We start from the raw sequence: 14,067 nt of genomic DNA on the forward strand, positions 1-14,067 counted from the left end.
CAAATTGAAAATTCTTGGGAAGCGGTATTTGCTGGTCAATTTACATTTTTCAGTGTTCATTTTGCAATTTGCAATCAACACCGAGGCCGGTCAGCCACAACCCCCCAAAGTCGTCCAGTTTCCCTCCACGCAAACATTTTCGTCAGCCCAGGCAGTGCCCTGAAACGCCGTCACTCGCTGGAAGCTCGCCACGGCCTACGTTCTACGTTCTACGTTAATGGACCAGCAAGGAATGTCGGCGGCGTTGACGTTTACTCAACGGCCGTCGCGGAGCCGATGACCTAGCAAATCATCGAGTTCGTGTTCCGCTTCGATCGCTCGAACGGTTCGCTCGATGTCGTACTCAACGCGGCGGTATTGGATTTTCTCGTCATCCAGAATCACGTAACAACTGCGGTTGTCACCGTCACGCGGCTGTCCGACGCTGCCCACGTTCACCATCAAACGCTGCGAAGTGTCCGTGATGCTGTAGCCATCGTCAGTGTCCACCGGCCGAACAAAACGCAGGTCGCTGGTGAAGATCCCCGGAACATGCGTGTGGCCCTGGAAACACAAATGTGAAAACAGAGAAAACAGCTTTTCCATTTTCTTGATGTTTTGAGTGTCTTCGGGAAACACGTATTCGTTCGTCGGCCCGCGCGGTGACCCGTGAACGAACATCAAACCGCCAACCAATGGCAATCCACCGACATCGGCAACCGGACCATCCTCCTGAACGACTCGCGGCAACGCACACAGATATTCCATCCGCCGCATGCTGGCTTCGGGACCATCGCTACCACATTCAATCTGGGCTCGCGTCCAAAAGATCGCCTGCTCGGCCGCGATGTTAAAACCTTCGGGGTCAAACAACGCACTGCTGTCGTGATTGCCCAGCACGCAGAAATCAAACTCCATCACCTTGTCCAAGCAAGCACATGGATCGGGGCCGTAACCGATGACATCGCCCAGGCACACGGTTCGGTCAACGTTCTGACCTGCGACATCTTCCAACACTGATTCCAGTGCAGCCAAGTTGCCGTGAATGTCGCTAAGGATCGCCGTGCGTGTCATGCTGCTTATCGTCCGTGCTTCAGACGGTCACCCAAGTTGTCCGACAAATCCGGGACGTTGTAAATTTTGTCGGCGGTGCTGTTTCGATCGTAATCAATACGCCGAAACGTGATCGTGTTTGCGTCCGTGTCCAAAACCACGTAACACGATTTGTTGTTGTCATCGCGAGGCTGTCCGACGCTGCCGACGTTGACCATCAATTTTTCTTTGCCGACTTTGTAGGTGAAGTCGCAGTCGTCTGGCGTGATAAAATCGCACTCGGTCGTGAAGACGCCCGGCAAGTGTGTGTGTCCCATAAAGCACAGATGCTCGATCTTGCCAAACAGGATCTCCATCTTGCGAGTATCAAAAACGTACTCGGGAAAAACGTATTCGTTGGTCGGGTCGCGAGGCGATCCGTGAACAAATTTGTACTGACCTTCGTCAATCTGTCGCGGCAATTCGCCAAGAAAGTCCCAGCGGTCGTTGATCTGGTTCGATGTTCCCGGACCGTTGTCCAGTTGGTCTCGTGTCCAGTAGATCGCCTGCAACGCCATCGGATTGAACCCGTCGGGATCAAACAAGGCGGCTTGATCGTGGTTGCCCAGGATGGTTTTCTTTGCCCGAGACATCACCAAATCAAGGCACTCGCATGGATTCGGGCCATAGCCGATAATGTCGCCAAGGCAGTAGATTTCATCGACGTCTTGAGTTGCAATGTCGGCCAAAACGGCTTCGAGCGCTTCCAGATTGCCATGGATATCACTAATCAACGCTCGTTTCACTTGGTCATTCCTGATTGAACTCGACTCTGAACCGGTGGCAACCATTGTAGTCGTCTCCTGAAAAGCCCAGCAATCCCACGACTGATAGAAAGAACTTATCGTCCCATGCAGCTAGCGATTGAAACGACTGGGCGACAGGGATCAGTTGCATTGCTTGATAGAGACGCTGTCATTGCGTTCGCGAATTTGCCCAGTCAGCATCGAACAGCAATGATGTTGGCCCCAGAAATCAAGCGTTTGATGGAGTCGGCGGAGATCAATCCAGACGCCGTGAAACTTGTTTCAGTGGCGATCGGTCCCGGGTCGTTTACCGGACTGCGCGTCGGTGTCACGACCGCCAAAACGCTTAGTTTCGCCTGGGAAATCCCGCTGGTCGCGGTCGGGTCGCTCGCAGCAATCGCCGCCGAAACCTTCCGTTGTCACTCCGCCGCCAACCAGATTTGCGTGGCAATCGAAGCCTACCGCGGACAAGCCTACACAGCCGATTTTGCGAGAGAAGATTTTTTAGGCGACCAAGTGTGCGATCGCGTCCTAGCTGCGTCCGCGATCGACCGAAAGGAGCTTAGGACCGTCGGAATAATGAGTGGCGGGAAAATTGGTAGCGAAAGTCGCCAAGACTTTCGGTTTGTCGAACTGCCGAAACTCTTGGCGAGTTTCGCTACGCCACTTATTGTTCCGACGGAGCTTAACGACCAGATTGCTGATCGAACTGGAGACGTTTTCACCGCTGGCGACCAAAAACTGTTCTCCCATCCATCAAATTTTCTGCAGAGGGAATGTGATGCGATTGGTGTGGGAATCTTGGCCCGGCGTCTCGCCGAACATGGACAATGGTCCGACTCGATGACGATCGCTCCCACTTATTTGAAACCCAGCGCCGCGGAAGAAAACAAAAGCTGCGCCGCGGAAGAGAAGCAACAATGATGTTTGGACTCTTCCAATCACGCTCACCGCTCGCCACGTCACAACGAGTAGACCTGCAGTGGTTGATGCGGCGTAGTCGCGAGACGTTTGGCGACGAAGCTTTTCATCGAAACCAGGTCATCCGAAGTGTCGATGAGATTCAGTTCGATGATTCCTCGGTCGAATCCAAGCTTCAAACGATCGCAAATTCACTTTCGCCAAGGTTTGACTTTGGTGCGGGCCCGTTGCAGTGGAACGTTTCCAATGCAGAACACTTTGACGAGCCAGTGGTTTATCAGTCTGACGAAAACCAAGCTGCAATTGCCACCGTGAACGCGGCGGCCGTTAAGGATGACCTGCAAGCGATCATGACCGTTGCCAACACATTGGCTCGTCACGCGTGGCAACATCGCCGCCAACGAGACCTGGACGTGCAACCGCAAACGACATCGCTGTTGCCAATCATTGTTGGCCTGGGCGTCTTGGCCAGTAAGGCTTCGTTGTTGGACAAGCAGTGGACTACGGTCGGTTGGTCAGGTTGGTCGTTGTCGCGATCAGGCTACTACAACACGATGGAAATTGGTTATGCGATGGCTCTGATCGATCGTATTGCCAAACGCGTCACCAATCCAAACGGCAAAAAACCAAACTGGCTGCGTTCACTGCGACTAGATTCTCGTTCGGTTTACAAGCAAGCCAGTCGAAGTTTCAAGAAGTCTGATGCAGCCGGCGAGCCGTTACTTTTCGACGCCGATCGAATCCCCAGCCAGAAAAGCAATCCGCAAGAACTAGCAGCCTGGCTTGCCGGTCAGGATCCAGATTTCGCACTCGCAGCCGCCATCGTCGCTTGCAACGTCGCATGCAAACTCGACAACACCAGCGAAATCGTAATCGATGCCGCGATGAAAGCGACGCAGCGAAACGATGTCGAATTGGTCGCAAAAGCAGCCGAGGTGCTCGGTCATGCTTCGCCAAGTAACGGATCCGTTAAAGAGCGATTGAAAGACCTAGCCCGCCACCGGTCACCCTTGGTCACATTGGCAGCGATGAAATCAGCCATTCAAGTCGGCCTTCCCCACAGCGAATTTCTCTCGCCAGCCAAGCGATTGCTCGGTGCCGAATCATTCGACCTGATGCCTGTGCTTGATTGGATTCAATGCGGCGGTCGTCAATGCAGCGAACTGAAACCAATCTTGTTGGAACACCTGGAAGACGCCAAGCGATTCAATCATGCAACCGCCATGGAAGCATTGACCCACTGCATCGCACAGATCGAAAGCGACTGACCCGTCTTCCAATAGTCGCCTTTCGCTCCGCGAAAGTGTGCTCTCAACTACTTTCGCAGAGCGAAAGGCGACACTTAAAAAACAGAATTGCATTATGCTAACCCCACCGGCCTACATGACCACGCACCCAACGCCGTGACGAATTTTGGTCCAGTAAAAAACTATTGTTTTGTTTAGCCGCGTGGGCATCGCCCCGCGCGGTTCGCCCCGCATGAACGCGCGGGGCGATGCCCACGCGGTTAAACGATTTAAAAATTTCTCACGGCGTTGCGACGCGCCCCAAACAATCTTCCACCAACCAAAGTGATCCCGAATGAAGAACTTAGCCCTGCATTGGAAGATCATCATTGGAATGTTCGCCGGAATTTTGTTCGGGGCGATCGCGGTTCGCACAGGCTGGCAAGAATTCACGATTGATTGGATCAAACCCTTTGGCGTGATCTTCATCAATTTGCTGAAACTGATCGCAATGCCGTTGATCGTGGCATCGTTGATCAAAGGCGTCTCTGACCTCAAAGACATCTCGAAGCTTTCCAAAATGGGTGGCCGTACGATCGCCATCTACTTGATGACCACAATGATTTCCGTCTCGGTCGGTTTGTTGGTCGTCAACATTGTCAAACCAGGCAAGACGATCAAGGAAGCGACTCGCATCGAGATGATGGAAAAATTTGGCGGCGAGAACGGTGCGGGTGACAAGATCGCGCTTGCGGAACAGCAAAAACAATCCGGTCCTTTGCAGGCTTTGGTGGACCTGGTTCCCAATAACATTCTGGAAGCTGCCGCCGACAATGGTCAAATGTTAAAGGTCATCTTCTTTGTCCTGATGTTTGGCATCGGCATGATCCTGATCCCCGAATCAGAAGCCGCTCCAGTGAAGAGTTTCTTTGACGGAATCAATTCGGTGATCCTGAAAATCATCGATTTGATCATGGAGTGCGCTCCCATCGGCGTCTTTGCCTTGATGGCGTCACTGATCGTTGAATTACCCAGCGTTGATGTTTTCATCGCACTGCTCTGGTACGCCGCCTGCGTTGTTTTCGGTTTAGGATTTATGACGATTGTCTTCTACCCATCGATGGTCAAACTGTTCACCGGCTGCGGCTACGCGTTCTTTGCCAAAGGGATTGCACCGGCGCAATTGGTCGCTTTTAGCACCAGCAGCAGTGCTGCAACTCTGCCCGTGACGATGGAACGCGCCGAAGAACACTTGGGCGTCGATGACGAAGTCGCCAGTTTTGTGTTGCCGATCGGTGCAACGATCAACATGGACGGCACCGCTCTTTACCAAGGCGTCGCTGCGGTCTTTATCGCACAAGCATTCAACCTTGAACTGTCACTTTCCGCCCAGCTTGGCATCGTGATGACAGCCACACTCGCATCGATCGGCACCGCCGCCGTCCCCAGCGCCGGAATGGTAATGTTGGTCATCATCCTTGGCCAAGCCGGAATCCCCGAAGCCGGCTTGGCACTAATCTTCGCCATCGATCGCCCGCTGGACATGCTGCGCACCGTCACCAACGTGACCAGCGACACATCGGTGTCGATGTTGGTCGCCAAAAGTCTAGGGAAGCTGGGTGAGCCGAGCGCGGAACCGGTGAACGCTGTCACCGATCAAGGCTAGCCATTGCGTGTGCGAAGACGCTGCTGTAGATCCGCCAACAGCGATGCAAGAGTGTCTGAGTTTAGCTGAAGCAAGTCCCCGATGGACTGCTCCGGTTCACCCAGTAATTGTTGAAGCAGTTGGACCTTGCCGGCATCAGCACCTTCCTCTCTGGCATGAATCAATCTTGCTTCTTCATCGTGAAGAAACTTCATACGGGCTTCGTAGAATTGACGGTCTTCGGGACTGCGGGAAATCATGTTCAATACCTCGGCGGCTTCGCCGTATTCGGCGTCAATGAGTAAACGAGACAGATCATCAGCTTGGACTCGTGGCAGAGGATCGAAAACAGTGAACTTAGCTTAGCCAGATTCAATGACCATGCACAGAGAGGTGACGCCACTAGCAAGCAGGCCCAGCTCCCATCAGCCAAACACAAAGCAACCAAACACAAAGCAACCCGTGGGAACCTTCCCTACTATCTTACAACGCTCTAACGGTCCGTTTCGCTTTCGATCATTTTTTGCAGCATTGGCATGATGATCTTTTGGTACAGGCTTTCTGCCATCGGATATTGTTTCATCTTTTCAAACGTTTCGTAAACCGACGCTCCTTCGGACTGGGTCAATGGAGTTTCAAGCTGGCGTCCATCGGCATCCACCATCGTTGCGACGTAGTTCCACGATCCTGAATCGCTCTGAGTGCGATTGACTGCTTTGATTTGCGCCGTGTTGTGATCGAATTCGCCTTTGGCGATGGTTGGTTTGTCGGCGTACTGCGATTGGTCGATGCCCATTGATTCGGCGACCGCAGCAGCAACTTGATCGACCGTTTCGGGCTTGGAAACTCGTTGGAGTTGATCGAGTTTCTTGTCGAGCGTTTCTCGTTTTTTCGAGTCGCTGATTTGGTTGACTTGCGAGATCTGAGATTCAACGGAGGACCGAATTTGATCCGACGGAACTTCGATATCCGATTCGGCGGCTTGAGTTTTAGGCGGTTCGATCTTGCGTGGTGATTCCGCCGCAGATTGCTCTGTCGCAGGTTGCTCTGTCGCAGCAACTTGCTGGCTGGCCGATGGCTGCACACTCGGTTCCCACCAAAACCAAAGCAACGCAACGAAGGCAACATGCACCAGGACGCTCAACAAAATTGCTATCCGATATCCACGAAACCAGGATTTCGATCCACGTTTGGGCATGATTTGGGTTCTCCCGTTTGAAAATTCTTTTGCGTTTTAGGAATTATAGCCGCGGCTTGATCGCGAACCAGGAAGCAACGGTAAGCACACTCAGGATGACCAGGAATGCAATCAACGCTAGGTCGAAGCTGCCGTAATAATCCAGCGACAGTCCCATCAACAACGGTCCGCAACCACTGCCAGCGACCGTCGCACACATCACACTTCCGCGAATCGCGCCGAGCGAGTCGCGACCAAAGTAACGCACCCAAACGACTGCACCGACCGCCAACAGCAAGCCCTGGCCGCCGCCAAAGAAAGCGGAATACGTTTGAAGCATGATTTCACTCTGGCTAACTATAAACGAACCGAGCAACAACGATGCGACACCAATGCATAGCATCACAACGCCAACGCCCAACATTCGGTTCAGCCGAACAAAATCAGCCAGGACTCCGCCACCAAGCTGCCCCGCCAACATGCACAGGCCGATGGTCTTGAACAGCCCCGAGGCAACTTGGTCGTCGAAGCCACGTTGTTGGCAGAGAATATACAGATAGAAAATGATTCCCGTCCCGATCAGTGCCCAGGCAGAATTTGCTGCGCCAAGAATCCAAAACGCTGGTGTGCGGATTGCTTCTGCAAACGTTAATGAGCGTTCAGTCTTGATCTGAACTGAAACGGATTCTTCAGTCGCATTCTCATCGGGATCGTGTGAAAAGATTTTCCCGTCAACGTTTTGACCGAGATCCTCCGGCCGGTTTCGGAAAAAGATCAGCACCATCGGCAAGGTGCTGGCCAGGACCAACAATGAAATCGACTGATAGGTTTCTCGCCAACCGTTGTTTAGGATTGATTCGCGGATCCATCCTGGCACCCAAGCGAAGGCCACCGCCGTTCCAACACTCATCATTGCCGACACGCGGCCAATACGACTGTGGAACCACATCGACACCGTATTTCCGGCCAGCAAAGTAAGGCTGCCTTGCCCCAGAAACCTCAAAAAGAAAAAGACCAACAACAACGTCCACCAACCCGACGCCATCGACGCGATCCAACAGGTCGTCGATAACCCCAGCACGGCCAAGCAGGAAAGCACTCTCAATCCGAAACGATCTGAAAGCGGACCGATAAACGTTAGCGGAACCGCGGCAAAGAAGGTGCCCAGCATGTACGCGAGCGTCAAATGACTGTCGCTCATTTGAAACGTTTCGCGAAACGATGGCGTGAAGGCGCTAAACGCGAACGTTTGCCCGGGGCTAGTGGTGATCTGCAACACCATTGCCAGCGGTATCATCACGTAGCCGTAGAAGAATGGCAGCCGGCGGGCCAGCGTGTCGGAGATCCGAGAAAGCATAGAAATCAGAATTCAGGTAAGACGAGAAAGCCGATGTTGTACCGGCAATTCAGCTCTTAGGAATCCGTTGGGATTGCGGCGGCCTTAAACCACAGAGTTCCAACTCTCCCGCTGGGAGGTAAAAGTTGGTGTTCACCGAGACCTGTTAAAATCAATCAAACTTGCCGCCGCAGCGGTAGCAGTAGGTTGCGTCCTTTTGATGATGCGTCGCGTCGCAGACTGGGCATTGCAAACCCGAGTCTTCCACTTTTTTGTTGACGATCTCGGCGCTGACGAACGTGGATGGCACGATGATCAAACTGTAACCAAGCAGAATCAACGCCGCCGAAATGACCTTGCCGATGTTGGTTTGCGGAACAACATCGCCATAGCCAACAGTCGTCATCGTCACGATTGCCCAGTACATCGATTGCGGGATCGACGTGAATTGGCTGTTGGGATCAATGCCGTTTTCGTGGGCGGGGTTCGAGCTGATGGTTTCGATCTGATACATCAAAGTGCCGCTGATGGTCACCGCGACCAACACGACGCACAGGAACACCACCACCTTGTTTCGTGCTCGCCAAATCGCCGTTGATAACTCGTCGGCATCATTCATCATCCTCCATAGTTTCAGAACACGAAACACGCGTAGCAATCGGATGCTTCTTACGATCACAAACGATTGCGAACTGCGTCCCAGGAACGGCGTGATGTACGTGGGCAGAAAACTAAGCAGGTCGATGATGCCCCAAAAACTGACCGCGTAGCGCAGCGGATGCCTGACGCAGATCAATCTCAGCATGTATTCGACCGTAAACAATCCGGTCAGAAATACTTCGCACATCAGCAGCTTGCTGTTGCCGATATATTCCGGCACGGACTCCAACGACACGATCCCAATGCTCAGCAGAATCGCAATCAAGATCGCGATGTCAAACCAACGTCCCCAGGGCGAGTCTGCTTCAAAGATGATGTCGTACCAACGTTGACGCCAACCTTCTTTTAGCGGGCGTTGCTGATCACGTTTTCTAGGATTTTTTGCATTAATGGACATGACATTCAGTGATAATCAAAAGCAGGACGCAGCATGAAGAAACAATTGTAGGCCGTGTGGAGCTCTGCGACACACGGCATCGCACATTGCCGTGTGCCGTGTGCCGTGTGCCGTGTGCGGTGTGCGGTGTGTCGCGGAGCTCCACACGGCCTACGCTTTATCAGTCTTCGGCGCTAGCAGATGCTGCGCGGCGCTAACGCTGCTGGCCGCGCATCGGGAACGCCAACGACGCGTCGGCCGTGTAGGCACTCGGGCCGGTCGCTGGCGGTGTTGAAATCACTGCGGAAATCGGTGTTGTCGTGCCCATCGTACCCATCGCACCCGCGGCACCCGCGGCACCGATCTGACTTAGATCGACGGTTTGTGAGGCACCAGCGGGAATCGCGAAAAGCTGAGGGTCGTTGGTCAGCAATTGATTAACCGTGTAAGAACTGACGTCGATTTGCATCGACAATTCTTGTTCGCCGACCGGTTGCAGGTTCAACCGCACTTGGTGCGGCAGGGCGACGCCTTGGCCGTCATAGTAAACGTGATTCGTTGCCGAACTCTGCGCGACCAGAATGCCCGACGGGTTGTACAGCAATTGATCGGTCACATACCCAGCTTCTTTTTCAATGTACAAAACGCGCTGGTACAAACCACTGGGCGTCATCTTGGACGTCCGCAATTCAAGTTTACCGTCTTGGCGCAACACCGGTCCGGCAACCACTTGGTTCGGATCAACCTGAACCAATCCCAACGCATCCATCACGAAACTTGGGTCCACCGGCAAGACCGCGCGGCTGAGTTGTTGTTGGTATTGGTCGTGGCGCGCGAAGTAAAGAGTCTTGCGAATCCCATCGGGAACTTCTAGCCAAAACAATTCTTGATTGCTGCCCATGTCCAAACCAGCACCAAGCACGATCGGCAGACTCGCTCGCAAGCGGAAGTCTTTGTCGCGTTGCAAGTGCATCGTCGCGCTCAACCGCGGCAGGCTGGGCATGCTTAGCATTTCGACCTTGGCGGTGTTGGTCGACAGTTGCCGGACGTTGCCAGTCCGATTGATCGCCGCAACGACTTCATCCAAACTGGATTGACCACTCAGGTTGATCGGCGGAGGCGGCGGGAACGGTGTCGCGACTTGTCGCCGTGAACACGTCGCACCGCCGCAAAGGAACAGTACCGACGCAACCCACACGACGCTGAAGACCGACTTGATCGATTGATAGCTCAAGCGTTTTCCTCGGTTTCAGTTTCGGTTTCAGGATCGTCGGCATCGTTTTCTATTTCGACTTCAGTCTCGGGATCCGCCTCGCAGTAAAGCAGTTCGTTCAATTCGTCCCGCAGCGTTTCCGACTCGCTGCGATCGATCTTGCAAATTGGGATTTCGATTTGGCTACTATCGCTGACCACTTCGACGACCATCACTTCTGGGTCGGTGGATTCGCTGCTTGGACGCAGCAACCGTTTTCGCATCAGCATCAGCGACAACAGATAGCGACTCTTTGCCTTGTCAGGGAAACGTTCCATTTGACGCAGCAGATCAATCAGCACTTCGGGCGGCGCAAGAACAAGCTTTTTATCGTCCGCCTTGGGCATACGTTTTTTCCACCACCCGATCGCATCTTCGGGCGGTTCGGTCCAGCTTTCCGCGGAGTAATCACGCCTGACGTAGTCGTCGCCTGATTCGATGATCGCAGAAAAATACCATTCACCTTCGCGTAGTGGTCGCCCCTGCACGTGGCATTGCCGAGTGCTACGACTGACTTTGTATTCACCGAGCATGAAAACCGCTGTGAAACTGGATGCGAAAAGATAAGAACGACAATTCGCGAAGGCTACCAAACCCAACGCCCCCACCGAAAGAGATTGTTTTCGCAGTGATAAAGGGAAGGCTGGCGACTGGTGACTTGTAGAAAAACAGAGAGCTAAGTGCGTGGATGCGGCCTGTTTGCGTATTCCCAGCCTTTTGGTGCAAAACGACGAAGGGGCAAAACGACGGTGCGCTGCAACCATCCGCACGATGGCCGCGCACCATCGTTTTGCCCCCTCATCTTTTTGCCCAATTTTTCCAAGACGCCAAGTTGGGGCATGCCTTGAGATCCGTTTTCCCCGAGCTTCCAAATTCTGTCAGCGCATAAAAAAAGACCGGACGCGTTTCGACTCGTACGCGTCCGGTCTCTAGCCAATCCTGGCTAAGTTACCGATTCGATAGGCTGATGATCTGCTTCATTCCGTTATGATCTTGGCCATCCTTGACCGCTCAACCTGCCGACCCGGTATCAAACACATCCATGCGTTTGATTCCTTCGCTTCAGGAAGATCTGTTGGAATTAAGCGACCAAGCGGATTTCTTCTTGGGTGCGTGCAACGACAGCTTCGACGAATTCCTCGAAGATGCGAACGTCCAGTGCTGATGCGGCACCGCATTCAGGGTGGAACTGAGTTCCCACGGCAAACCAATCCATCATTTCGGACTCGATTGCTTCGATCACACCATCGGGACATTTCGCAGTCACGCGAAATCCAGGAGCGACTTCATCGATTGCCATGTGGTGACGGCTGCTGACTCGAATTTCGCCATCGCCGTAGACGCGACCGATCAAAGAATCGCTTTCGACATCAAGTGTGTGGCGATGATTGGGGTCGTGAGCGTCATGGTGAGGAACCGCCGATGGCAGGTCTTCTTTAATGTGCAGGAACAGATTGCCGCCCTGTTGGACGTTCATCAACTGCATTCCTGTGCCGATGCCCAAAATCGGCATTCGACGTTCAGCGATTTCCGCCATCAGCATCCGGTCGCTGGCTTCGCGAGATGGGTCTAACGGGCGAACGCTGGGGTGCAGCATAAAACCGTCGTTTCTAGGATCCAAGTCGGCTCCGCCGATCATCATGAATCCTTGGACGGAATCCAACAAAGCGTTGATCGATTCGGTATCCGCCAGTGGCGGAACGATCACGGGAACACCGCCAGCGGCAATGATCGATTGGAAATAGCCAGCGGCGATATAGCCGTAGGCTGGCATGTTGCGGTTGGTGGCGCGAAAGTCGGCATTCATGCCGATCAACGGTTTATTCGACATCCGAAAGGTCCTCTTCGAATCAGCGAATGGGAAGGATTGCAAGTTCGTCTTGCAAACACTGTCCTCATCGAACCAAACACCCGCACCAACTGCGTTTCTCGAAAGGGTCTCGCGGGAACGTTGCTCTGGCACCTAGACTTGGATTCAGCCGAGAGCAAACGAAAGAGGAGATCGGGTCGAAAATTTGCTCGTTGCTGAAATGCCTTGATCGCTGGGGCAGCTGGGCAAACACACTTGTCGTTGCCCGTGATGCGAAGAAAACTATCGACCAACCGCCGATGCCCCAAACCCAACCTACATCTTGAAGAAAAACACCGTTGCTAGCACTAGCCGTCGTGATAGCAAAGCGATGGCTTGCTATCAAAGCGGGTTTCCGTGAACTTATTAGGCAGCGGTTTGATGATGCTGACGCGTTTTCAATCTTGCATGCCAATGCCTGTCGAATTCGGATCAAATTTGTCCAACGGCAGCTCAGGATTGCTCTAAGTGATGCTTAGCGGTGCTTTCCATGCCTGTACGATTCGCTTGAACGGTCCACGATCGTTCTTTTTAAACACCTCACTACTGATTTCTGGTGCCCAGTGAAATTTTCAGACGTTGTCCTTGATTCGATTGGTTCGGTAATTCCCGAGGAAATTTGGTCCAGCGATGAAATTGAGGCTCGTTTGGAGCCGCTTTATAGCCGGCTAAAACTGCCACAAGGTCGCCTGGAATTGATGAGCGGTATCGCTGAGCGACGTGTCTGGGCACCCGGCACGATGCCAAGCGGCCCCAGTATCGAAAGCGTCAAGCTTGCGATTGAAGGTTCGCACGTCGATGCAAGTCAGATTGGATGCTTGATCCACGCGAGTGTTTGCCGCGACTTTCTGGAGCCCGCAACGGCGTCGAGGGTTCACCACGGTGCGGGTTTGCCAGAAGACGCTTGGGTCTACGATGTTTCCAATGCCTGCCTTGGAGTCATCAACGGTGCAGTTCAAATCGCCACGATGATTCAGTCGGGGCAGATTGACGCCGGCGTGGTCGTGGGGACCGAGAATAGCCGCATGCTTTTGGAGCAAACGATCGCGGCGTTGAATCGTGACGAATCGCTGACGCGAAAGTCGGTGAAGCCTGCGTTTGCTTCGCTGACGATTGGATCGGGAAGCTGTGCTTGGCTGTTGACGCATCGCCGGCTTGCCGCCAATGCAACATCGATCGGAACTGCGATTGCCAAAGCCCGAACCCAGTATCACGATCTTTGCCGCAGCGACCAAGATTCCGCGGGTGCCGACATGCAGCCACTGATGGACACGGATTCGGAAGAGTTGATGATTCAGGGCATCGCGACGGGCGTGGCCGCGTTTGATCAATTGCTGGCCGAAAGTGAGTTGCAGCGACCGCAAATCAATCGCTCGATCTGTCACCAAGTCGGCGCACGCCATCGAGCCGCGATGCTGGAATCGATGGGATTACCGATCGATCGCGACAGTGCGACGTTCGACCAACTGGGCAACACCGGCAGTGTCGCGTTGCCACTCACTTTGGCATCCGCAGCATCCCGCGGCGAACTGGCCGCCGGCGATCAGGTTGCGATGTTGGGGATCGGATCGGGAATCAACAGCGTGATGATGTCCGCCACTTGGGGCGAAACATCAGTGGTCGGTAATATCGGCGATTTGAAGCAAAGCAGCTAAGGAACGTACGACTTTTTATAGTCGCCCTTCGCTCGGGACGTTGCATCAGTTATTGCGCAATAGGCCCGGCGGGCCGGCAGCTCCCTGCCGGGTGCGCGAGCACCCGGATGGCTGCCCCACATCAATTCTCTGGCTCGGTTTCGCGGCGTAGCC

General features: G+C 53.7%; 13 protein-coding genes. 4 read left to right on the forward strand and 9 right to left on the reverse strand.

What is annotated here, in order from left to right; all coding sequences use genetic code 11:
- Window positions 1-255: 255 nt before the first annotated feature.
- Both RC85_RS21475 and RC85_RS21480 read right to left on the reverse strand, forming a co-directional pair.
- Complete coding sequence (locus RC85_RS21475) at window positions 256-1,053, reverse strand: metallophosphoesterase family protein (protein WP_068266744.1); 798 nt, start codon at window positions 1,051-1,053, stop codon at window positions 256-258.
- A gap of 5 nt (window positions 1,054-1,058) precedes the next feature.
- On the reverse strand, window positions 1,059-1,817 hold the full coding sequence (locus tag RC85_RS21480) for a metallophosphoesterase family protein (protein WP_068266775.1): 759 nt from the start codon (window positions 1,815-1,817) through the stop codon (window positions 1,059-1,061).
- A 105-nt stretch (window positions 1,818-1,922) separates the two neighbouring features.
- On the opposite strand from RC85_RS21480, the gene tsaB reads away from it, so the two are divergent.
- The 3 genes from tsaB to RC85_RS21495 all read left to right on the forward strand — a co-directional run bounded on the left by tsaB (window position 1,923) and on the right by RC85_RS21495 (window position 5,630).
- Entirely contained in the window at window positions 1,923-2,741 is an 819-nt protein-coding gene (gene tsaB / locus RC85_RS21485; RefSeq protein WP_068266747.1) for a tRNA (adenosine(37)-N6)-threonylcarbamoyltransferase complex dimerization subunit type 1 TsaB, read from the forward strand.
- Window positions 2,738-4,006 (forward strand): hypothetical protein, encoded by a 1,269-nt coding sequence (locus RC85_RS21490; protein WP_068266750.1) that lies wholly within the window; start codon window positions 2,738-2,740, stop codon window positions 4,004-4,006. Before tsaB ends, RC85_RS21490 begins: the two co-directional genes overlap by 4 nt.
- A gap of 313 nt (window positions 4,007-4,319) precedes the next feature.
- Window positions 4,320-5,630, forward strand: coding sequence for a dicarboxylate/amino acid:cation symporter (locus RC85_RS21495; RefSeq protein WP_068266753.1), 1,311 nt, complete (start codon window positions 4,320-4,322; stop codon window positions 5,628-5,630).
- On the opposite strand, the gene RC85_RS21500 is transcribed toward RC85_RS21495, so the two are convergent.
- The 7 genes from RC85_RS21500 to RC85_RS21535 form a co-directional block, all read right to left on the reverse strand.
- Window positions 5,627-5,824, reverse strand: coding sequence for a hypothetical protein (locus RC85_RS21500; protein WP_149752630.1), 198 nt, complete (start codon window positions 5,822-5,824; stop codon window positions 5,627-5,629). The genes RC85_RS21495 and RC85_RS21500 overlap by 4 nt on opposite strands.
- A 278-nt stretch (window positions 5,825-6,102) precedes the next feature.
- Window positions 6,103-6,807 carry a hypothetical protein gene (locus RC85_RS21505; protein ID WP_068266758.1) on the reverse strand — a complete coding sequence of 235 codons (705 nt, stop codon included), beginning with the start codon at window positions 6,805-6,807 and terminating at the stop codon, window positions 6,103-6,105.
- Window positions 6,808-6,850: 43 nt separating this feature from the next.
- On the reverse strand, window positions 6,851-8,143 hold the full coding sequence (locus RC85_RS21510) for an MFS transporter (RefSeq protein WP_068266762.1): 1,293 nt from the start codon (window positions 8,141-8,143) through the stop codon (window positions 6,851-6,853).
- A 151-nt stretch (window positions 8,144-8,294) separates the two neighbouring features.
- Complete coding sequence (locus RC85_RS21515; RefSeq protein WP_068266765.1) at window positions 8,295-9,179, reverse strand: ion transporter; 885 nt, start codon at window positions 9,177-9,179, stop codon at window positions 8,295-8,297.
- Window positions 9,180-9,372: 193 nt separating this feature from the next.
- A complete protein-coding gene (locus RC85_RS21520; RefSeq protein ID WP_084422915.1) occupies window positions 9,373-10,392 on the reverse strand; it encodes a hypothetical protein in 1,020 nt (339 codons plus the stop codon).
- Window positions 10,389-10,943, reverse strand: a complete 555-nt coding sequence (locus tag RC85_RS21525; protein ID WP_068266767.1) for a hypothetical protein — start codon at window positions 10,941-10,943, stop codon at window positions 10,389-10,391. Before RC85_RS21525 ends, RC85_RS21520 begins: the two co-directional genes overlap by 4 nt.
- A 548-nt stretch (window positions 10,944-11,491) precedes the next feature.
- Window positions 11,492-12,241, reverse strand: a complete 750-nt coding sequence (locus tag RC85_RS21535; RefSeq protein ID WP_068266779.1) for a gamma-glutamyl-gamma-aminobutyrate hydrolase family protein — start codon at window positions 12,239-12,241, stop codon at window positions 11,492-11,494.
- A gap of 581 nt (window positions 12,242-12,822) precedes the next feature.
- Between RC85_RS21535 and RC85_RS21545 the strand changes: the two genes are divergently transcribed.
- Window positions 12,823-13,914 (forward strand): 3-oxoacyl-ACP synthase III, encoded by a 1,092-nt coding sequence (locus RC85_RS21545; protein ID WP_068266773.1) that lies wholly within the window; start codon window positions 12,823-12,825, stop codon window positions 13,912-13,914.
- The last annotated feature ends 153 nt before the right edge of the window (window positions 13,915-14,067 follow it).

Origin of the sequence: Rubripirellula obstinata (assembly GCF_001642955.1) — a bacterium.
Taxonomy (GTDB): domain Bacteria; phylum Planctomycetota; class Planctomycetia; order Pirellulales; family Pirellulaceae; genus Rubripirellula; species Rubripirellula obstinata.

Excerpts from the sequence above, each read along its gene's own strand:
- RC85_RS21475 (WP_068266744.1), bottom strand. The coding sequence starts at position 1,053 with ATGACACGCACGGCGATCCTTAGCGACATTCACGGCAACTTGGCTGCA.
- tsaB (WP_068266747.1), top strand. The coding sequence starts at position 1,923 with ATGCAGCTAGCGATTGAAACGACTGGGCGACAGGGATCAGTTGCATTG.
- RC85_RS21490 (WP_068266750.1), top strand. The coding sequence starts at position 2,738 with ATGATGTTTGGACTCTTCCAATCACGCTCACCGCTCGCCACGTCACAA.
- RC85_RS21495 (WP_068266753.1), top strand. The coding sequence starts at position 4,320 with ATGAAGAACTTAGCCCTGCATTGGAAGATCATCATTGGAATGTTCGCC.
- RC85_RS21500 (WP_149752630.1), bottom strand. The coding sequence starts at position 5,824 with ATGAAGTTTCTTCACGATGAAGAAGCAAGATTGATTCATGCCAGAGAG.
- RC85_RS21505 (WP_068266758.1), bottom strand. The coding sequence starts at position 6,807 with ATGCCCAAACGTGGATCGAAATCCTGGTTTCGTGGATATCGGATAGCA.
- RC85_RS21510 (WP_068266762.1), bottom strand. The coding sequence starts at position 8,143 with ATGCTTTCTCGGATCTCCGACACGCTGGCCCGCCGGCTGCCATTCTTC.
- RC85_RS21515 (WP_068266765.1), bottom strand. The coding sequence starts at position 9,179 with ATGTCCATTAATGCAAAAAATCCTAGAAAACGTGATCAGCAACGCCCG.
- RC85_RS21525 (WP_068266767.1), bottom strand. The coding sequence starts at position 10,943 with ATGCTCGGTGAATACAAAGTCAGTCGTAGCACTCGGCAATGCCACGTG.
- RC85_RS21535 (WP_068266779.1), bottom strand. The coding sequence starts at position 12,241 with ATGTCGAATAAACCGTTGATCGGCATGAATGCCGACTTTCGCGCCACC.